We start from the raw sequence: 19,786 nt of genomic DNA, 5'->3' as shown, positions 1-19,786 counted from the left end.
CGCAGGCACACCTCGCCCATCGCCTTCGCCAGCTACTTCTTGGCGTACCGCTTCTCGAAGCGGGCCACCCGGCCACCGGTGTCGAGAATCTTCTGCTTGCCGGTGTAGAAGGGGTGGCACTGCGAACACACGTCGGCGTGGATCACGCCGTTCTCCGCGGTCGAGCGCGTGGTGAACGTGGCGCCACAAGTGCAGGTCACCGTGGTGTCCACATACGTCGGGTGGATGTCGCTCTTCAAAGGATCTCCTAGGTTCAGGTGCCCCGGGTCGCCCGCGGATGCGGACGTGAACCGGAACCGACAGACCAGTTTGCCACCCGGGCGCGGCAAACTGGTAATCGACTGCTTCTCAGTTCCCGTCGTCGGTGCTGCGGGCGCCGCCGGCCGACGGGGTCGTCTTGTTGACCTGGAGCAGGAACTCGATGTTCGACTTGCTCTCCTTGAGCTTGCCGATCAGGAGCTCCAGGGCGGCCTGGCCGTCGAGCGCGGACAGCACCCGGCGGAGCTTCCAGACCACGGTGGTCTCGTCCTTGCTCATCAGCAGTTCCTCGCGGCGGGTGCCGGAGGCGACCACGTCGATGGCCGGGAAGATGCGCCGGTCGGCGAACTCGCGGCGCAGCCGCAGTTCCATGTTGCCGGTGCCCTTGAACTCCTCGAAGATCACCTCGTCCATCTTCGAGCCGGTCTCGATCAGCGCGGTCGCGAGGATGGTCAGCGAGCCGCCGTCCTCGATGTTGCGGGCCGCACCGAAGAACCGCTTCGGCGGGTACAGCGCGGACGAGTCCACACCACCGGACAGGATCCGGCCGCTGGCCGGTGCAGCGATGTTGTACGCCCGCCCGAGCCGGGTGATCGAGTCGAGCAGTACGACGACGTCGTGGCCGAGCTCGACCAGCCGCTTGGCCCGCTCGATCGCCAGCTCCGCGACCGTGGTGTGGTCGTCGGCCGGACGGTCGAACGTCGACGCGATGACCTCGCCCTTCACGGTGCGCTGCATGTCGGTGACCTCTTCGGGCCGCTCGTCCACCAGCACCACCATCAGGTGCACTTCGGGGTTGTTCGTGGTGATCGCGTTCGCCAGCGCCTGCAGCACCATCGTCTTACCGGCCTTCGGCGGCGAGACGATCAGGCCGCGCTGGCCCTTGCCGATCGGGCTGACGATGTCGACGATCCGGGTGGTGAGCACACCGGGCTCGGTCTCCAGCCGCAGCCGCTCGGTCGCGTACAGCGGAGTCAGCTTGTTGAAGTCCTGCCGCTGCTTGGCGATCTCCGGGTCCGCACCGTTGACGGTGTCGATCCGGACCAGCGGGTTGAACTTCTCCTTGCGCTCACCCTCCTGCGGCTGCTTCACCGCACCGGTGATCGCGTCACCCTTACGCAGGCCGTAGCGCTTCACCATCGACAGCGCGACGTACACGTCGTTCGGGCCGGGCAGGTAGCCGCTGGTCCGGACGAACGCGTAGTTGTCCAGAACGTCGAGGATGCCGGCGGCCGGGACGAGGACGTCGTCCTCACTGATCGTCGGCTCCGGGTCGAACCGCTCGCCGCGGCCCCGGTTCCGGCTGCTGTCGCGACCGCTCTGGGTCTCCCGGGTGCGGTCCCGGTCCCGGTCGCGGCCCCGGCGGCGCCGGCGACGGCCCTCGCCGTCCTCGCCGCGGTCGGTCTGGTCCTGCCGGTTCCGCTGGTTGTCCCGCTGGTTGTCGCGGTCCTGGCCACCCCGGGTCTGGGTGTCCCGGTTGCGGTCGCGGTTGCCGTCACGGTTCTGGCTGTCCCGGTCACGGTTCGCGTCGCGGTTCCCGTCCCGGGTGTTGTCGCGGTTCCGGTCGCGGTTGCGGTCACCGTCGCGGTTGTCACGGTTGCGGCTCTCACCGCCCTGCTCGGCCTTCGGCTCGGCCGACTTCGGCTCGGCCGCTTCGACCGGGGCGGAGCCGTTCTGCGCGGTGCTGTCCTGCGCCGGAGCCTGCGCGGCCGGCGCCTCGACCGCGACCGGCGCTGCCGTGGCGTGGTCGGCACCGGACTGGCCGGCACCGTTCTGGCCGACGGTCTTCTCGGCCGCGGCGCGGGTCCGGCGGCTGCCACCCTCGCGCTTCTCGGCCCGCCCGGCGCGAGCGGCCGGGGCGTCGGCCGTGGGCGCCTCGGCGGCACCCTCGTCCAGGGTCGGCTGGCTCGACTTCGGGCGCGAACCGCCCGTGGAGCCACCGGCCTGGGCGGCCTTGATCGCCTCGATGAGCTGGCCCTTGCGCAGCGCGCCGGTGCCCTTGATGCCCAGCGTCCCGGCGAGCTGCTTGAGCTCGGGGAGCAGCATGCCCTCGAGGCCGCCTCCGGCCTTCCGGCGACGCGTGGCGGTGGTGGCCGCGGCGTCAGTACCCGGGGCCGGTGACGTACCGGCTCCGCTGGAGGCTTCAACAGTTTCTGTCACGTGAGGTCCTTCCCACACGGATGGACGATGTCCCTGAAAGGCTCATCGCCCGGAATCATCACCCACGACCGACGAAACGGCGACGTGGGTATCAAGAGGCTCTCGCTCGATCTGAGTCCCTCCGGACGTTTCCGGCGCAGGCGGCGCAAGATCAGTCCGCAGGAGGGTCGCCACACAACACAGGGTGCCGGGAGCACAGCCCGGATCGTGGCGAGAGTTCACCGATCACCTGGAGGGGATCGGGTGAGTCGAGACTAGCACCACTGTGGGTCGTTCTGCTGACTCGAGGGGTACAACGTGTGTGAATTGCCGATCATTCCCCTTCGGCCCCGGCACGCTATCCGGACTCCATCGACCAGACCTGTACGCCGACTGGATCAATGGCCAGGTCGTACCGCGTCCAGCCGTCCGGTGCGTCCGGCGTACCGCGGAAGAATGCGGGCTGACCTGCGGCTTTACCTGCCGGCGCAGAGGTTTCAGCTGGGCGGCCCAGTACGGCGATCGTCGGGCCGGCACCGCTGACGATCGCGGCCAGTCCGCTCCCCCGCAACTTGTGCACCAGCGCCAGGCTCTCCGGCATCGCGGGCTCGCGGTACTCCTGATGCAGGCGATCCTCGGTCGCGATCAGCAACAACTCCGGGCGCGTTGTCATCGCGGCGACCAACAATGCAGCTTTCCCCGCATTCGCGGACGCGTCACTGTGGGAAACAACGCCAGGCAACAATCCGCGCGCCTCCTTTGTCAGAACGCGATTGTCGGGTACATAGGCCACCGCGGCGAGCCCGTCCACAGGGTCCAACCTGATCGCCCGTCCGGCGTCCCCTTCGGTCCACGCGATCGTGAATCCACCCAGTGCGGCCGCGGCCACATTGTCCGGATGCCCTTCGATCTCGTTCGCCAGTACGACGATCCGATCGCGATCCACCGGTACGCCGGCCAGCCCGTACGCCGCCGCGAGTCCGCCGACGATCGCGGCCGAGGACGACCCGAGCCCGCGGCCGTGCGGGATCCGGTTCTCGCACCGCAACGTGAATCCGGGCACCGGCACACCCAACGCATCCAGGCCGGCACGGATCGAACGGACCACCAGATGCGACTCGTCCAGCGGCACCTCGCCCTCACCGGACCCGGTCACCTCGACAGTCACCCCGGATCCACCGGGCGTCACGACCAGGTCGTCGTACAGGGTCAAGGCCAAGCCGAACGCGTCGAAGCCCGGGCCGAGGTTGGCGCTGGTCGCGGGCACCCGGACCCGGACCTGGTCCGGCATCAGGCGAGGCCGGCGACGCGCGCGACGGCGTCGGTGTCGGGGGGTGTGACCGGGGACTCGTCCACCTTCGCGTGATCGAGCGCCGTGTCGATGTCCTTCAGGCCATGGCCTGTGACAGTGATCACGACGGTCGAGCCGCCGTGCAGCCATCCGTTCGCCTTCGCGTGCAGCAATCCGGCGACACCGGCCGCCGACGCCGGCTCGACGAACACGCCCTCGCGGGCGGCGAGCTCACGTTGTGCGGTCAGGATCTGCTCATCGGTGACCATCTCGATGCGGCCGCCGGACTCGTCCCGGGCGGCCTCGGCCAGCGTCCAGGACGCTGGGTTCCCGACCCGGATCGCGGTCGCGGCGGTGTCCGGCTTCTCGACGATCGCGCCGCGCACGATCGGGGCCGCACCCTCGGCCTGGAAACCCCACATCTGCGGGGTCCGCGAGGCCAGCTTGTCCTTGGCGTACTCCTGGTAGCCCTTCCAGTAGGCCGCGATGTTGCCCGCGTTGCCGACCGGGAGCAGATGCAGGTCGGGTGCGTCGCCGAGCGCGTCGCACACCTCGAAGGCCGCGGTCTTCTGGCCCTCCAGGCGGACCGGGTTCACCGAGTTCACCAACGCGACCGGGTAGTGCTTGCCGAGCTCGCGGACGATCCGCAGGCAGTCGTCGAAGCCGCCGTCGATGGTCACCAGCCGGGCCCCGTGAACGATGGCCTGCGCCAGTTTGCCCTTCGCGATACGGCCGGCTGGGATCAGCACCAGCGGGACCAGCCCGGCCCGGACGGCGTACGCCGCGGCCGACGCCGAGGTGTTGCCGGTCGACGCGCACACCACGGCCTTGTCACCGGCCTGCGCGGCGAGCGAGATCGCAACCGTCATGCCGCGGTCCTTGAACGAGCCGGTCGGGTTGTTGCCCTCGACCTTGAGCCAGACCTCACATCCGGTCTGCTCGCTCAGCCACTGCGCGGCCACCAGCGGCGTCCCGCCCTCGCCGAGCGTGACCACGGGAGTGTCCGCCGAAACGGGCAGCCGGTCCCGGTACTCCTCGATCACGCCTTGCCATTGATGAGGCCGCTGCTGAGCCATCCCTTATCCGCCTTCCACCCGCATCACACTGCTGACTTCACGAACGATGTCCATGTCGCGCAGGGTCTCCACGGTTGCGGACAATGCGGCGTCGGTCGCGGTGTGGGTGACCACCACCAACTGTGCGTCGCTCCCCCGGCCCTCCTGGCGGACGGTCTGGATCGACACGTCGTGCTCAGCGAAGGCGTGGGCCACCGCCGCCAGCACACCGGCCTTGTCGGCCACGTCCAGCGACACGTGATAGCGGGTCACCGCGTCACCCATCGGCCGCACGGCCCGCTGGGTGTACGACGACTCGCCGACCCCCGGCACACCCTTGAGCCGGTTGCGCGCGGCGGACACAAGATCCCCGAGGACTGCGCTGGCCGTCGGGGCGCCGCCGGCACCACGACCATAGAACATCAGCTGCCCGGCTGCCTTGGATTCCACGAAGACGGCGTTGTACGCGTCCCGGACGGAGGCGAGCGGGTGGTTCGCCGGGATCATCGCCGGGTACACCCGGGCACTGACCGAGTCGGTCGTCTCGTCCAGCTCACAGATCGCCAGCGACTTCACCACACAGCCCATCTCGCGGGCCGAGGCGATGTCCGTCGCGGTCACGTCGGTGATGCCCTCGCGGTGCACGTCGGCGATGGAAACCCTGGTGTGGAAGGCCAAACTCGCCAGCAGCGCCGCCTTCGCGGCCGCGTCGAAGCCCTCGATGTCCGCAGTCGGATCGGCCTCGGCGTACCCGAGCGCCTGGGCCTCTTCCAGCGCCTCGTCGAACCCGGCGCCGGTGCTGTCCATCTTGTCCAGGATGTAGTTCGTGGTGCCGTTGACGATGCCCATCACCCGGGTCACGTCGTCACCGGCGAGCGACTCGCGCAGCGGCCGAAGGATCGGGATCGCCCCGGCTACGGCGGCCTCGAAGTACAGGTCGCGCTGATACTTCTCCGCGGCCGCGAACAGCGTCGGGCCGTCCTCCGCCAGCAGTGCCTTGTTCGCCGTGACCACGGACGCGCCGTGCTCGAGTGCGGACAGGATCAGCCCGCGGGCCGGCTCCAGCCCACCGATCACCTCGATCACCAGGTCCAGGTCGCCGCGCGACACCAGGGCCTGCGCGTCGGTGGTGACCAGGGACGGGTCGACGGCGATGTCCCGCTCGCGACCGGCCCGGCGTACCGCGATGCCGGCGATCTCCAGCCGGGCGCCCACCCGGGCGGCAAGGTGATCAGCCTGCTCGGTCAGGATCCGCACGACCTCGGTTCCGACCACGCCACAACCGAGCAGGCCGACCTTCAAGGGTTTCTCGTTCACGCGTCCGCCCCCATGTCGAGTGCCAGCAGGTCGTCTTCGGTCTCTCGGCGTACGACGACCCGCGTGTGACCGTCCTTCACCGCGATCACCGGTGGCCGCGGTACGTGGTTGTAGTTGCTCGCCATCGACCGGCAGTACGCACCCGTCCCCGGTACGGCGATCAGGTCGCCCGGCCGCACGTCCGACGGGAGGAACTCGTCCTTGACCACGATGTCACCCGACTCGCAATGCTTGCCGACCACGCGGGCCAGCGACGGCTCGCTGTCGGAGTACCGGTTGGCGAGCGTGCAGGAATAGTCGGCGTCGTACAGCGCGGCGCGGATGTTGTCGCTCATCCCGCCGTCGACCGAGATGTAGGACCGGGAGGCGCCGTAGTCGAGCTCGACCTCCTTGACCGTGCCGACCGAGTAGACCGTGCACATGGCCGGGCCGACGATCGCGCGGCCGGGCTCGATCGAGACCCTCGGCACCTCGACCTCGAAGGCGCGGCACTCGTGCTCGACGATCTTGCCCAGCTCGGTCGCCAGCTGCGCCGGGTCCGACGGGTCGTCCTGGGTGGTGTAGGCGATGCCGAAACCTCCACCCAGGTCGAGATCCGGCATGTCCACGCCGAGCTCCTCGGAAACCCTTGCGTGCAAGGCGATCACGCGCTTCGCGGCGACCTCGAACCCGGACGAGTCGAAGATCTGCGAGCCGATGTGCGAGTGCAGGCCGAGCAGCTCCAGCTCCGGCGCTTCGTTGACCCGGGCAACGGCTTCGAAGGCGGCACCGGAGGTGATCGAGAAGCCGAACTTCTGGTCCTCGTGCGCGGTCGCGATGTACTCGTGGGTGTGCGCCTCGACGCCCGCGGTGACCCGGATCATCACCGGTGCGGTCGTGTTCCGCTCCCGGGCCAGCTCGATCAGCCGGGTGATCTCGTGCTGCGAGTCGACGATGATCCGGCCGACGCCGGCGTCGAGCGCCCGCGCCAGCTCCTGCTCGGACTTGTTGTTGCCGTGGAACCCGAGCCGCTTCGGGTCGGCGCCGGCGCGGAGCGCGACGGCCAGCTCTCCCCCGCTGCAGATGTCCAGGTTCAGGCCTTCTTCCATCACCCACCGGACGACCGTCGTACACAGGAACGCCTTGCCGGCGTAGTACACGTCGAAGTCCTTGAAGGCGTGCTTGAACGCGCGGGCGCGGGCGCGGAAGTCGTCCTCGTCCAGCACGAACGCCGGGCTGCCGTGCTCCGCGACCAGGTCGCGGAGGTCGACACCGCCGATCACCAGCGAGCCCTCGCCGGACTTCTTCGCCGTGGACGACCACAGCTGCGGGACCAGGTCGTTGACGTCGCGCGGGGTGCTCAGCCAGGCGGGCCCGCGGTGCCCGGCCTGCGCGTGCAGGGCCCCCGCCTCGTGCGCCCTCACATCCGCTCCGGTGCGGAGACGCCGAGCAGGTCCAGCCCGTTGGCGACCACAGTCCTGGTCGCGCCGACCAGGGTCAGGCGAGCCTTGTGCACCGGCTCCACCTCCTCGTCGCCGCGCGGGAGCACGCGGCAGCTGTCGTAGAACTTGTGGAAGGCGGACGCGGTGTCCTCCAGGTAGCGCGCGACCCGGTGCGGCTCGCGCAGCTCCGCCGCGGTCGCGACGATCCGTGGGAACTCGGCCAGCGCGCGGAGCAGGTCTCCCTCGCGCTCGTGGCTCAGCAGGCCCGGCTCGAACTCGTCCAGCTTGATGCCGAGCTCGTCCGCGTTGCGCAGGATCGACGCGAGACGGGCGTGCGCGTACTGCACGTAGTACACCGGGTTCTCGCTGACCTGGCGGGTCATCTCCTCGATGTCCAGCGTCAGCGGCGAGTCGACCGGATAGCGGCACAGCGTGTACCGCAGCGGGTCGACGCCGCCCTCCTCGACCAGCTCGGCCAGCGTGACGATGGTGCCGGCCCGCTTGGACAGCCGCATCTCCTCGCCGCCCTTGAGGATCTTCACCAGCTGGCCGATCAGGATCTCGATGTTGTGCTCGGGGTCGTCGCCGGCACAGGCCGCGATCGCCTTCAGCCGGTTCACGTACCCGTGGTGGTCGGCGCCGAGCATATAGATGCAGATGTCGAAGCCGCGCTCGCGCTTGTTCACGTAGTACGCCGCGTCGGAGGCGAAGTACGTCGGTTCGCCGTTCGAGCGGATCAGGACGCGATCCTTGTCGTCGGTGAAGTCCGTGGTCCGCATCCACAGCGCGTCGTCGGCGTCGTACAGGTGGCCCTGCTCGCGGAGCTTCTCGATCGCGTGGCCGACACCGTCCTGCTCGTGCAGGCTGCGCTCGGAGAACCAGACGTCGAACTTGGTCCGGAAGTGCTCGAGCTGCGCCTGCTGCTCCTTCAGCTGGCGCTCGTACCCCGCCTCGCGGAAGGCGACCACCTGCTCGTCGGCGGGGAGGTCGGTGATTCCGGGGACCTCGGCGACGATCTGCTTGGCGAGATCCAGGATGTACTCGCCGTGGTAGCCGTCCTCGGGGATCGGCTCGCCGTGGGCCGCGGCCTGCAGGCTGGCACCGAACTTGTCCATCTGGGCGCCGCGGTCGTTGATGTAGAACTCGCGGCTGACCTTCGCGCCGGCCGCGGTCAGCACCCGGGCCAGGGCGTCGCCGACGGCGGCCCATCGGGTGTGGCCGAGGTGCAGCGGGCCGGTCGGGTTGGCCGAGATGAACTCCAGGTTCACCGTCTGGCCGTGCAGGCTGTCGGAACCGCCGTACGCCGGGCCCGCGTCCACGATCGCCTGCGCGATCTTGCCCTGGGCGTCGGCCGCGACCCGGATGTTGATGAAGCCCGGACCGGCGATCTCCACCGCGGTGATAGCGTCGTCGTCCTGCAGCTTGCCGGCCAGCAGCTCCGCGAACTGGCGCGGGTTCAGCCCGGCGCGCTTGCCCAGCTGCATGGCGACGTTGGTGGCGTAGTCCCCGTGCTCGGGGTTCTTGGGCCGCTCGACCTTCAGCTCGCGCGGCAGCCCGCCCTCGACGGTGATGGTCCCGTCGTCGGCGAGCGCGGCCAGGGCCTGGAGGATCTTCGCAGCGAGCTGTTCCGGAGTCACCGCCTCAGCCTAATGGCCCCGCCCCGAAACCCTTGACTCACCATCCACAGCCCGGTACACGCCCGGGACAGCCAGGCCATCACTGTCAGTGGGTCGCGGTGATCTGGAATTGGGTGTTGGAGGTTAGTTCGGCGTCCCACGGGACGGGTTTGCCGTTGGCGGTGACGGTGAGGGTGGTGCAGGCGTCTGCCAGGCAGCTGCCGTCGTACTTGACGCCCCAGAGGGTGAAGAACTGTTGGAGAGTGGGACGCTCGGCGGTCGTCTTGGCCTCGACGTACACCAGGCCGTCCGCGCTATGCGTATGTACGGCGGCCTGCTCGGCGCGGACCCGGTCGACGCCGACTCCGGCCGGCACCTGCACCGCCTTGCCGTCGACCGAGACCGCGATCCTCACCGTGTACGGCGATGGGCCGGAGAAGTCGAGCGGGAGACGTTCGAACCCCGCCTTGTCGATGTACGACACCCCGTCACGCGGCGCGTCCCACGGCGGCGGACCGGTCCGGATCTCGGCCGGACCGGGCGGCGCGGGACCGACCTGGCAGCTGCCGGCCACACTCGTCACGAGGAGCAGGGCGGCCGCCGTCGCACCCGCCCGGCGCCACCTGCCTGCTCTCATGACGAGCCAGGTTGCCATGGGGCACCGGGAGTGCGGACCGTCGGGGTCAGTACTCCGACGGCATCAGGATCCAGAGCACCAGATAGATCAGGACCTGCGGGCCCGGGAGCAGACAACTGACCACGAAGATCAGCCGCATCGTGTTGGCCGAGATACCGAACCTGCGGGCCAGTCCGGCACAGACACCGCCGATCCAGCGACCGCTCGACGGGCGAACCAGTGTGCTAGCCATGAGTTCAGGTTTCCTTTCCACAGATGGACTTACCACCACTATGACTCCGAATCCGCCCGAGTCGATCCCTCCACACCGGCGATCCAGGGTCCGCTCAGGGTGCCCCGGGCACCCAGCTCGGTGACCCACCTGGGCCCGGTACGCCGGGCGCCGCGCGGAGCGCACCCGATTCGGGACTCCACGCACTTTCCTGCTACTGTTCTGCACGTTCCTGAGCCCCCGTAGCTCAGGGGATAGAGCACCGCCCTCCGGAGGCGGGTGCGCAGGTTCGAATCCTGCCGGGGGCGCGGACGATCTGGGCGATTCATGCTCGCGGAGTGCGCGAGCTGTGGATCGCCCGTCGTGTTTTGTGGGGGTGCGACCCCCACACCCCGCCCGGAGGGGCTTCGCCCCCCGGACCCCCCATGGCGGTGGTTGCTGTGGGTGCCAACGGTTCCGGCGGGAGGTTGCTGTGGGTGCCTACGGCGGTGGTTGCTGTGCCTACGGCTGTGTTGCGGCAGTGGTTGCTGTGGTGCCTGCGGCTCCGTTCGGGGCTGTGGTTGGTGTGGATAGTGCGGGTGCGGTGGGTTATTGGGTGGTTGCTCGTAGTACTGTTTTGGGCTCTCGGGTGAAGGGGACCGGGCCGCGCCAGTGTTCGCGGAGAAACTGATACGTGATCCCTGGCAGCACGAACAGGGCCAGCAGCGCCACTTGAAGCACGGTCGAGGGCGTTCCCACTCGACTGAGGCTACTGCTTGGACACCACCAGTCGGGTCAGACCGTCAGCAGGAGTGCGGCGGCCAGGACGGATCCCACGACCGCGCCGCCGTAGCACAGGATCACGATTGGTACGGCGTAGCGCTTGAGCTGTAGGCCGTCGTAGAGGGTGTAGCGGAAGCGGTGGGCCCAGTGGAAGAAGGCCAGGACGGACAGGCCGAACAGCACCAGCCGGGTCAGCGGATTGTGCAGTACGGCGAACAGGTGCGCATGCGTCGGCGGTGTCAGCCAGTCCAGCGGGAACGCGACGCCGAACAGGAAAAGCAGGATCGGGAGCATCAACGCCGCAACCATGCCGCCGGAGCTGAACAGCATCCACAGCAACGGTTCGGGCGAGCGGCGGTGGTTCATCGCAGCACCAGCCACGCGACGATTGCCGACAGCACCAACCAGGCAAGGTAGTGCGCGGCAACGATCTGCCGCGCCGGCACCCGGCGCCCGCGCGCCTTCACCACCATGGCTCGCGGCGCCAGCCCGAACCAGGTCACCACATGCAGCAGCAGGAACAGCATCGCGATCACGTTGATCGCGACCATCCACCACTCGCCACTGCGGTCCAGGAACCGCTCGTACGACGCCGGCCCGTCGCTGACCGCGTTGACCAGCAGCAGGAGGTAGACCACCGTCCACGCGACGAACACGCTGCTCAACTCGCGGAGCACGAAGAGCAGATAGGAGCGGCGCTCGAGCCACCACAACAGGTGGACCGGCCGCTCGTACACACTCACCGCCGGCTCCTCGGCATCAGCAGGCCCTTGATCGCCTGGGTCGCCGCGGTCAGCTTGTACCGCTGGATCGCGCCCGCCGGGTCCACGCCCTTCGGACACGCGGCACTGCACTCGCCGACGAAGGTGCAGGACCAGATCCCTTCCGGCGACGACAGGACGGCGAGCCGCTCGTCGGCACCCTCGTCCCGCGAGTCGAGGTTGTAGCGCTGCGCGAGCGCGATCGCCGCCGGTCCGACGAAGTCCTGGTCGAGGGCGTACACCGGGCAGGCCGAGTAGCACAGCATGCAGTTGATGCACATGCTGAACTGCTGGTAGTCCTCCATTTCCTCCGGTGTCTGCAGGTACTCGCCCTCTTCGAGCGGGCTGTGCACATCCCGGACCAGCCACGGCTTGACGGTCGGCAGCTTGTCCATGAAGTCGCCGATGTCGACGACCAGATCGCGGATCACCGGGAAGTTGTGCAGCGGCTCGATCCGGATCGGTCCGGGCGCGTAGTCGGTGAGGAAGGTCGCACAGCTCAGCTGGGGATCGCCGTTGACCGTCATCCCGCAGCTGCCGCAGATGCCCATCCGGCACGACCACCGGAAGGACAGCGTGCCGTCCAGATGGTCCTTGATGTAGCTCAGGCCGTCCAGGACCGCCCACTGCTCACGCAGCGGAACCTGGTACGACTGCATGACCGGTTCGGTGTCCACCCCAGGCCGGAAGCGCGCGACCTCGAGGGTGATCTCGTCTGCCATCACTACCTCCCGTACACGCGTTCGCCCGGCGGCCAGCGGGTGATGGTCACCGGCAGGTAGGTGACGCGGCCGGTGCCGTCCGGTTGACGGCTTACCAGCGAATGCGCCAGGAAACGATCGTCGTCGCGAGCCGGGAAGTCGGTGCGCTGGTGTGCGCCGCGCGACTCCTCCCGGCGGAGCGCGCAGGCGATGATGCTCTCGGCAACATCGAGCATGAAGCCCAGCTCGAGCCATGCGATCAGCTCGGTGTTGAAGTTCGTGCTGTGGTCGTCGATCGCCGCGTGCTGGTACCGCAGCCGCAGCTCGGCCAGCCGGTGCTCCGCCTTGGCCAGCGAGTCGCCGTCGCGATAGATCCCGGCGCCGTTCTCCATCGTGGTCTGCATCTCGGTGCGGATGTCCGCGATCCGTTCATGACCCTCGGCACGCCGGGCCAACTCCCCGGACAGCCGCCGCTCCTCGTCCCGGCCCTGCGCCAGCACAGCCTCGGGTACGGCGACCCGGTAGCGGCCGGCGAACACCGCGGCGGCCCGGCCGGCGCGGGTGCCGAACACCAGACACTCGGGCAACGAGTTCGACCCCAGCCGGTTGGCGCCGTTGATGCTGACACAGGCCACCTCGCCGGCGGCGTACAGGCCCTCGAGCGACGTGGCGCCCCGGAGGTCGGTGTGGATCCCGCCCATCATGTAGTGCACCACCGGCCGCACCGGCACCAGTTCCTTCACCGGGTCGATGTTCTGGTAGTTCGTGCACAGCTCGCGGACAAACGGCAGCTTGGCGTCGATCAGCTTCGCGCCCAGGTGCCGCAGATCCAGGTGGACGACCGGTCCGTACGGCGTATCGGTCGTCCGGCCCTTCTCCACCTCATGGACGAACGCCTGGGACAACCGGTCCCGTGGGCCGAGCTCCATGCTGCGCATGACCGGCGTCGGCGACGGCGTACCGAGGTCGTAGTCCTGCAGGTAGCGATAGCCGTCCTTGTTCAGCAGCCAGCCGCCTTCGGCCCGCGTGGCCTCGGTGATGAGGATGCCGGTGAACGGCAGGCCGGTCGGGTGGTACTGCACGAACTCCATGTCCTTCAGCGCCGCACCGGCCCGGTACGCCAGCGCCATGCCGTCGCCGGTCTTGATGTTCGCGTTCGTGGTGAACGGGTAGACGCGTCCGCACCCGCCGGTGCACACGATCACCGTGCTCGCGGTGATGGTCTCGATCCGCCCGGTGGCCAGTTCGATCGCGACCACGCCGTACGCGCGGCCGTCGTCGACCAGGATCTTCGTGACGTACCACTCGTCGTACCGGACGATGTCGGAGTACGAGAGCGCGGTCTGGAAGAGCGTGTGCAGCAGGTGGAAGCCGGTCCGGTCGGCGGCGAACCACGTGCGCTTCTTCTTCATGCCGCCGAAGGCCCGGACCGCGATCCGTCCGTCGGGCTGCCGGCTCCACGGGCATCCCCAGTGCTCGAGCCGGAGCAGCTCGCGCGGTGCCTCGGCGACGAACGCCTCGACCGCGTCCTGGTCGCAGAGCCAGTCGCTGCCGGACACCGTGTCGTACGCGTGCTCGTCGAGGCTGTCGTCGTCGGCGGCAACGCCCGCGGCGCCACCCTCCGCCGAGACCGTGTGGCTGCGCATCGGATAGACCTTCGACACGACCGCCACCCGCAGTGCAGGGTTCGTCTCGGCTACCGCGATGGCAGCACGCAGCCCGGCGCCGCCGCCCCCGATGACCACGACGTCATGGAAGGTGGTCATCAGGCCTCGTGCTCGCCGCTGTGCTCGTCGGACAGGACCTTGCCGTCGTGCCGGACGGTCCGGATCCGCACACTCCCGTCATGGAACTCGTGCTGCATGTGCCGGCAGCCGCAGGCGTAGTGCATGTCGTCGAGCCGGAAGCCCTCGAAGTCGTCCTCCTGGCTTCGGTCCGCATCGCCGAGCCGCCCACAAGGCGCCCGCTCCCCCGTGAGGTGGGTCTTCGTCCCGGTCATCCTCCTACCCCCTAACCGCTCGAGGTGTTTGTGACCTACATCACGCCTCGATAGTGCGCCTAGGTTTTCGCGGCGGCAATGCCTGAGTCGCCGGGAAGAACTACTGCTTGCGCTCTCGCCATTCGCGTTCGAAGGGGAGACGCCAGGCTCGGGGCGCGATCAACTGGTGGATCGCGTTCGGGCCCCAGGTGCCGGGCTGGTAGGGCTTCACCGGCGGCGGATCGTCCAGCAGCAGGGCCGAGCGGTCCCAGAGTGACTCGATGCCTTCCGCGGTCGTGAACAGGGTGTGGTCGCCGCGCATGGCGTCGAGGATCAGGCGTTCGTACGCCTCGAGTACGTCGCCCGCGCTCTCGGTCTCCTGGGTGGAGAACTGCATCGAGAGCTTCTCCAGCCTCATCCCCGGACCGGGGCGCTTGCCGTAGAACGACAGCGAGACCCGGGACGAGTCGGCCAGGTCGAAGGTCAGGTGGTCCGGTCCCTGCGAGCCGACGCCGGAGCCGGCCGGGAACATCGTCTTCGGGGCCTCCTTGAAGGCGATCGAGATGATCCGCTGGCCTTCGGCCATCCGCTTGCCGGTGCGCAGGTAGAACGGCACGCCGGCCCAGCGCCAGTTGTCGATGCCGACCTTCATCGCGATGAAGGTCTCGGTGTCGGAGTCCGGCGCGACCCCGTCCTCGTTGCGATAGCCGCCGTACTGGCCGCGGACCACGTCCTGGGTCTGGATCGGCAGCATCGAGCGGAAGACCTTGTTCTTCTCCTCGGAGATCGCCCGCGGCTCCAGTGCGGTCGGCGGCTCCATCGCGACGAAGGACAGCACCTGCAGTACGTGCGTGACGACCATGTCCTTGAACGCGCCGGTCGGCTCGTAGAACGTGGCCCGCTGGTCCAGCCCGAGCGACTCGGGGATGTCGATCTGCACGTGGTCGATGAAGTTGCGGTTCCAGATCGGCTCGAACAACCCGTTCGCGAACCGGAACGCGAGGATGTTGAGCGCCGCCTCCTTGCCGAGGAAGTGGTCGATCCGGAACACTTGCGACTCGTCGAAGGTCTCGTGCACGAAGTCGTTCAGGTCGATCGCGCTGGCCAGGTCGTCGCCGAACGGCTTCTCCATCACCACCCGCGCATGGTCGACCAGGTCCGCGTCGCGCAGCATCGCGATCACGGACTGGGCCGCCTTCGGGGGCACGGACAAGTAGTGCAGCCGGCAGGCGTCAGGGCCGAGCAGCGCCTCCGCCGACTTGACCGCGGCGGCCAGCGCCTCGGGGCCGGCGGTCACCGGCACGTAGTCGAGCCGGTCGGCGAACTGCGCCCACTCCGCGTCGCTCATCCGGTGCGTGCCGAACTTCTCCACCGCGTCGCGCGCCCGGGCCCGGAACTCGTCCGCGGTTAGGTCCTCGGTCGCCGACCCGATGATCCGTACGTCAGGAGCGAACTTGGACTGCTGCAGATACGCCAGACCGGGCAGCAGCTTGCGCTTGGCCAGGTCACCGGTCGCGCCGAACAGCACGATCACGTGCGGCGCCAGCGGCGCCGGGTCGCGCCGCGACGGCCTCGACCCCGGTGCCGGATACGCGATGGTCTGGGTACGGTCAGGCATTCAGTCCTCCCACGGACGCCACCGGAGCCAACATCCGCAGTGTAGGTGCCTGAGGTGACGCTAGGGGGTGTCTCCCGATCCCGCGCCGTCGCGAGCAGGTGCCCGCCGAGTGCCGCGCAGTAGGCGCGGGATCGGGAGACACCCCCTCGAGGCGTCAGGCGGTTTGCCAGAGTCCTAGGACGTTGCCTTCGGGGTCTTCGAAGTACGCGGCGAAGCCCATGTCGCCGACGGCCATCTTCTCGCCGACCTGCCTGCCGCCGAGGCTCTCCACGGTCTTCAGCGCGGCGTCCACGTCGGCCACGTCGACGGTGATCACCGGGCGGGTGAGCTCCGCCGTGCGCTGGAACATGCCGCCGTTGATGAAGCCGGGCTCGGACGGCATCGCCTGCTCGTCCACCGGTCCGGTCGAGGCCATCGTGTAGTCCATGTCGGGCATCTCCATCAGGTTCCACCCGAACGCCTCGCGGTAGAACGTTCGCGCTCGCTCACCGTCGTCGTACGGAACCTCGAAGTGCACAATTCGGCCGGTCATAGCCATTCCCCTCCCCGGGTGGTCCACTGCTGCCGACGCTAGTCCCGGCAGGTCGTTTGAGCCAGGTCTGGACGAACTACGGTGGAGCTGTCTGTTTCCGTCCGGACCGTTCGTCGGTGGGGTGAGACCGGCTGTGGAGGAGGACCATGAAGTACCTGCTGATGATCTGTGGTGACGAGTCGCATGCGAACGACGGCTGCGGCGGCTGGTCGGAGGAGATGGAGCAACGCGGCGTGGTCGCGGGCGGTGCCGGGCTGCGGCCGCCGGCGGAGGCGACGACCGTCCGGGTCCGCAACGACGAACTGCTGCTCACCGACGGCCCGTTCGCGGAGACCAAGGAGCAGATCGGCGGCTTCGTGCTGATCGACTGTGCCGACCTGGACGAGGCGATCGAGATCGCCGCCAAGCACCCGGCGGCGGGCTACGGCACCATCGAGATCCGGCCGGTGCTGGAGCCACCGCCGGGGGTGAGGTGACGTTCGAGGAGATCTACCGGCAGGAGTGGGGCCAGGTGGTCGCCACCCTGATCCGCGTGACCGGTGACTGGGAGCTCGCCGAAGAGGCCGCGCAGGAGGCATTCGCCGCGGCCCTGGAGCGCTGGCCGCGGGACGGCGTACCGGACAAGCCTGGTGCCTGGCTGACCACCACCGCACGCAACCGGGCGGTCGACTGGCTACGCCGGGAAGCGGTCGGCACCGCCAAACTGCAGGAGGTGGCTGCGATGACCGACGAGCCTGACCCGCCGTACGACGTACCGGACGACCGGCTGCGGTTGATGTTCACGTGCTGCCATCCGGCGCTGGCCATGGAGGCCCGGGTCGCGTTGACACTGCGGACGCTGGCGGGACTCAGTACGGCGGAGATCGCCCGGGCGTTTCTGGTGCCGGAGACAACTATGTCCAAGCGACTCACCAGGGCCAAGCAGAAGATCCAGCACGCCGGCATCCCCTACCGAGTCCCACCGTCGCATCTCCTGCCCGAGCGGACGCCCGCAGTACTGGCTGTCCTTTACCTGCTGTTCAACGAGGGGTACTCCGATGTCGTCCGCAGCAGTCTGAGTGCTGAGGCGATCCGGCTGACGCGGCTGCTCGTGCAGCTCATGCCGGACGAGCCGGAGGCCGCCGGACTGCTCGCCCTCATGCTGCTCCACGACGCGCGCCGTGAGACCCGCCTGACGGCCGACGGCGAGCTGATCACCTTGGAAGACCAGGACCGGACTCGGTGGGACGGCGATCTGATCGCCGAGGGCGAGGCACTTCTCGAGGCGACGCTCCGCCGCGGTGCACCGGGGCCGTATCAGGTGCAGGCCGCGATCGCCGCTTGTCATGCCACCGCGCGGACGGCGGCCGACACGGACTGGCCGCAGATCGCGGCACTGTACGGACAGCTCAAGCAGACGCCGGTGGTCGCGCTCAATCGCGCCGTCGCCATCGGCATGGCCGACGGGCCAGGCGTGGGGCTGCGGCTGGTGGATGACCTGGCCGCGGGTCCGTTGACCGGCTATCACCTGCTCCCGGCGACCCGAGCGGACTTCCTCCGGCGCCTCGGGCGCTGGTCCGAGGCGGCAGCGGCGTACCGGGAGGCGATCGAACTGGCCGGGACGGATGCGGAGCGCCAATTTCTGCGCAGAAGGTTGAGTGAGGTGTCTGTCCGGGCCTGATCCGTTCGTCGGTGGGACGAAAGGAGATTGCTCATGACTGACATCCGAGCGGCCATCGCGGGTGAGCGGACCGACCTCGCCGGCGTCCTCGCCGGTCTGCCCGCGGACGACTGGGACAAGCCGAGCCTGTGCGAGGGCTGGCGGGTGCGCGAGGTCGTTGCCCACATCACCATGCCGTTCCGCTACTCCACACCGCAGTTCCTGCTGGGGATGGTGAAGGCGCGCGGGAGGTTCGATCGGTACGCCGATCTGGCCGCCCGGCGTGACGCGGCGACCTTGAGCGCGGCGGAGCTGACGGCCTGCCTGCGCGACAACGTCGACCACGGGTGGAAGCCGCCGGGCGGTGGGTACGAGGGCGCGCTGTCCCACGACGTGATCCACGGCCTCGACATCACCGTTGCCCTCGGCATCGACCGGACTGTGCCGGCCGACCGGCTGCGCCACATCCTCGGCGACCTGAAGCCACGCCAGCTCAAGTACTTCGGCGTCGACCTCACCGGCATCGAGCTCCGCGCGACCGACCTGGACTGGACCTTCGGCACCGGCGAACCCCTCACCGGCGCGGCTCAGGACCTGCTCCTGATCCTGTCCGGCCGCTCACTCCCTCCCGGCCACCTCACCGGCCCAGCAGCCGCCCGCTTCACAACAGCAGTCACCCACTGATCAGGACAGTTCGGCGATCCACTTGCGCAGGTCGGCGTCGGACACGTCGCTGGCCAGCGTCACGTGCGCGAACGGACCGGCGGCCGTCACGAGCGCGATCGTCACGTCCGTCGGGCTGCTCGCGAAGGACGCCGCCGCCGCGCCCTTGATGTCGACGCCGACCGGGGCGGGGAACGTTCCCGCCGCCTTCAGGATCGAGTCGACAAGGGCTTTTTCGTCCTCGGGGTTGAGCAGCGAGCCCTTCCAATCCTCATCGGGAGCTGCGAAGAGGAAGCCCACCACGGCCGGTTTGCCGGCGCGCGTCATCGGCAGCACCCGGGCGAGTGTGGCGCGGATCCCGTCCGCCGGTCCCGACACGACGACGTACGGACTGCCGGCGTACAGGGCCGTGTTGATGAAGCCACCACCGACGGCCGGAAGCTCGGCGGGGTACATCCCCTGCTTTTCTTCCTCCTCGCCACCCGGCGGCTCGGTCGTCGAGAACGTCTCGGCGCCCGCCGGCACCTCAGTGGAGAACGTGTTCGGCTTGGTATCGACGCCGAAGGTGACCTCCGTCGGGGAGTCCGTGCCGTCGGCCATGAGCAGGCCGGTCGTCTCGTCGAGCGCGATCTCTCGCGCCTCCCGAGGTTCGGTTGGATCGGTCTCGCCAGGCACCACCTCGTCGCAGTGGTAGCGAACCGCGGTCCGGTCGAACAGCGTCTTGGTGCCCAGCTTCTCCGCTCCCGGACAGAACCGCTGGAACTCGTCGCTGTCGGGCCGGTAGAACCACGTGGCGACGGGAATCTCGTTTCGATCGGGATTCTCGTACCGCTGGTACTGCGGGGACTCATCCGGAAGATGCATCAGCAGGGCCTTCCCGTCCCAGACCTGGAAAACCCCGGCATCCGGACCGCTGACCGCCGTGAGCCGGTATCTCCCGCTCTGATCGGCGATGACCTCGTAGGTCTCGGAGGTGCCGCTCTCCTCGCTCACACTGCGCATCCGGACCACGTCCGACGCGGTCCCGCCCCCGTCGGTCTGCTTCTCACCACAGCCACCTGCCGCAGCGACCAGCATGGCGACGAGCACGATCTTCCACGCATTCCCCCACCACACAGCCATGACGACTGCGCTCCTCCCCTGTCGGCCAACTTCAGGGGCGGTTGAGCTCAGTGTGCTCTCCCGGG

21 protein-coding genes and 1 tRNA gene are annotated in these 19,786 nt (G+C 68.8%); 4 read left to right on the top strand and 18 right to left on the bottom strand.

Features of this window, described 5'->3' with window-relative positions:
- Positions 1-32 precede the first annotated feature (32 nt).
- From rpmE to OG817_RS04910, 9 genes are all read right to left on the bottom strand, one after another.
- A complete protein-coding gene (gene rpmE / locus OG817_RS04950; RefSeq protein WP_130387310.1) occupies positions 33-239 on the bottom strand; it encodes a 50S ribosomal protein L31 in 207 nt (68 codons plus the stop codon).
- A gap of 109 nt (positions 240-348) precedes the next feature.
- Complete coding sequence (gene rho / locus OG817_RS04945; protein WP_406052437.1) at positions 349-2,418, bottom strand: transcription termination factor Rho; 2,070 nt, start codon at positions 2,416-2,418, stop codon at positions 349-351.
- A 337-nt stretch (positions 2,419-2,755) separates the two neighbouring features.
- On the bottom strand, positions 2,756-3,688 hold the full coding sequence (gene thrB / locus OG817_RS04940; protein ID WP_406052436.1) for a homoserine kinase: 933 nt from the start codon (positions 3,686-3,688) through the stop codon (positions 2,756-2,758).
- The gene (gene thrC, locus OG817_RS04935) at positions 3,688-4,764 is read right to left on the bottom strand and encodes a threonine synthase (RefSeq protein ID WP_360446548.1); all 1,077 of its coding nucleotides are present in this window, start codon (positions 4,762-4,764) and stop codon (positions 3,688-3,690) included. The genes thrB and thrC overlap by 1 nt, the downstream gene beginning before the upstream one ends.
- 3 nt (positions 4,765-4,767) lie before the next feature.
- Entirely contained in the window at positions 4,768-6,060 is a 1,293-nt protein-coding gene (locus OG817_RS04930) for a homoserine dehydrogenase (protein WP_360446547.1), read from the bottom strand.
- On the bottom strand, positions 6,057-7,463 hold the full coding sequence (gene lysA, locus OG817_RS04925) for a diaminopimelate decarboxylase (RefSeq protein ID WP_406052434.1): 1,407 nt from the start codon (positions 7,461-7,463) through the stop codon (positions 6,057-6,059). The genes OG817_RS04930 and lysA overlap by 4 nt, the downstream gene beginning before the upstream one ends.
- Positions 7,460-9,118, bottom strand: coding sequence for an arginine--tRNA ligase (argS, locus tag OG817_RS04920; RefSeq protein WP_406052432.1), 1,659 nt, complete (start codon positions 9,116-9,118; stop codon positions 7,460-7,462). The genes lysA and argS overlap by 4 nt, the downstream gene beginning before the upstream one ends.
- Before the next feature lie 85 nt (positions 9,119-9,203).
- Positions 9,204-9,734: a hypothetical protein gene (locus tag OG817_RS04915; RefSeq protein ID WP_406052431.1), complete on the bottom strand. Its 531-nt coding sequence runs from the start codon at positions 9,732-9,734 to the stop codon at positions 9,204-9,206.
- Positions 9,735-9,780: 46 nt separating this feature from the next.
- Positions 9,781-9,966 carry a PspC domain-containing protein gene (locus OG817_RS04910; RefSeq protein ID WP_131356108.1) on the bottom strand — a complete coding sequence of 62 codons (186 nt, stop codon included), beginning with the start codon at positions 9,964-9,966 and terminating at the stop codon, positions 9,781-9,783.
- A 215-nt stretch (positions 9,967-10,181) separates the two neighbouring features.
- On the opposite strand from OG817_RS04910, the gene OG817_RS04905 reads away from it, so the two are divergent.
- Positions 10,182-10,253, top strand: a tRNA-Arg gene (locus OG817_RS04905).
- A 280-nt stretch (positions 10,254-10,533) separates the two neighbouring features.
- Here OG817_RS04905 and OG817_RS04900 read toward each other — a convergent pair.
- From OG817_RS04900 to OG817_RS04865, 8 genes are all read right to left on the bottom strand, one after another.
- Positions 10,534-10,665 (bottom strand): DUF6338 family protein, encoded by a 132-nt coding sequence (locus tag OG817_RS04900; protein ID WP_406057383.1) that lies wholly within the window; start codon positions 10,663-10,665, stop codon positions 10,534-10,536.
- A gap of 54 nt (positions 10,666-10,719) precedes the next feature.
- Positions 10,720-11,073 (bottom strand): fumarate reductase subunit FrdD, encoded by a 354-nt coding sequence (gene frdD / locus OG817_RS04895; protein WP_396393772.1) that lies wholly within the window; start codon positions 11,071-11,073, stop codon positions 10,720-10,722.
- Complete coding sequence (locus OG817_RS04890; RefSeq protein ID WP_406052428.1) at positions 11,070-11,450, bottom strand: fumarate reductase subunit C; 381 nt, start codon at positions 11,448-11,450, stop codon at positions 11,070-11,072. The genes frdD and OG817_RS04890 overlap by 4 nt, the downstream gene beginning before the upstream one ends.
- Positions 11,447-12,190, bottom strand: a complete 744-nt coding sequence (locus OG817_RS04885; protein WP_396393770.1) for a succinate dehydrogenase/fumarate reductase iron-sulfur subunit — start codon at positions 12,188-12,190, stop codon at positions 11,447-11,449. Before OG817_RS04885 ends, OG817_RS04890 begins: the two co-directional genes overlap by 4 nt.
- 2 nt (positions 12,191-12,192) lie before the next feature.
- The gene (frdA, locus tag OG817_RS04880) at positions 12,193-13,935 is read right to left on the bottom strand and encodes a fumarate reductase (quinol) flavoprotein subunit (RefSeq protein ID WP_406052426.1); all 1,743 of its coding nucleotides are present in this window, start codon (positions 13,933-13,935) and stop codon (positions 12,193-12,195) included.
- Positions 13,935-14,168, bottom strand: coding sequence for a hypothetical protein (locus tag OG817_RS04875; protein ID WP_131356142.1), 234 nt, complete (start codon positions 14,166-14,168; stop codon positions 13,935-13,937). Before OG817_RS04875 ends, frdA begins: the two co-directional genes overlap by 1 nt.
- A gap of 100 nt (positions 14,169-14,268) precedes the next feature.
- Positions 14,269-15,765: a glucose-6-phosphate dehydrogenase gene (zwf, locus tag OG817_RS04870; RefSeq protein ID WP_396393768.1), complete on the bottom strand. Its 1,497-nt coding sequence runs from the start codon at positions 15,763-15,765 to the stop codon at positions 14,269-14,271.
- Positions 15,766-15,919: 154 nt separating this feature from the next.
- A complete protein-coding gene (locus OG817_RS04865) occupies positions 15,920-16,297 on the bottom strand; it encodes a VOC family protein (RefSeq protein WP_406052424.1) in 378 nt (125 codons plus the stop codon).
- Between the two features lie 146 nt (positions 16,298-16,443).
- Between OG817_RS04865 and OG817_RS04860 the strand changes: the two genes are divergently transcribed.
- The 3 genes from OG817_RS04860 to OG817_RS04850 are packed head-to-tail and all read left to right on the top strand — an operon-like array spanning position 16,444 to position 18,620.
- Positions 16,444-16,773 carry a YciI family protein gene (locus tag OG817_RS04860; protein ID WP_360446535.1) on the top strand — a complete coding sequence of 110 codons (330 nt, stop codon included), beginning with the start codon at positions 16,444-16,446 and terminating at the stop codon, positions 16,771-16,773.
- Complete coding sequence (locus tag OG817_RS04855) at positions 16,770-17,957, top strand: RNA polymerase sigma factor (protein ID WP_406052423.1); 1,188 nt, start codon at positions 16,770-16,772, stop codon at positions 17,955-17,957. The genes OG817_RS04860 and OG817_RS04855 overlap by 4 nt, the downstream gene beginning before the upstream one ends.
- Before the next feature lie 33 nt (positions 17,958-17,990).
- The gene (locus tag OG817_RS04850) at positions 17,991-18,620 is read left to right on the top strand and encodes a maleylpyruvate isomerase family mycothiol-dependent enzyme (protein WP_406052422.1); all 630 of its coding nucleotides are present in this window, start codon (positions 17,991-17,993) and stop codon (positions 18,618-18,620) included.
- Here the strand turns inward: OG817_RS04850 and OG817_RS04845 are convergent, their stop codons facing one another.
- On the bottom strand, positions 18,621-19,721 hold the full coding sequence (locus OG817_RS04845) for a hypothetical protein (protein ID WP_406052421.1): 1,101 nt from the start codon (positions 19,719-19,721) through the stop codon (positions 18,621-18,623).
- Positions 19,722-19,786: the final 65 nt, after the last annotated feature.

The organism is Kribbella sp. NBC_00889 (genome assembly GCF_045207705.1).
Lineage (GTDB): Bacteria > Actinomycetota > Actinomycetes > Propionibacteriales > Kribbellaceae > Kribbella.
The sequence above is the reverse complement of the archived record's forward strand: the minus strand, read 5'-3'. Positions and strand labels throughout refer to the sequence as shown.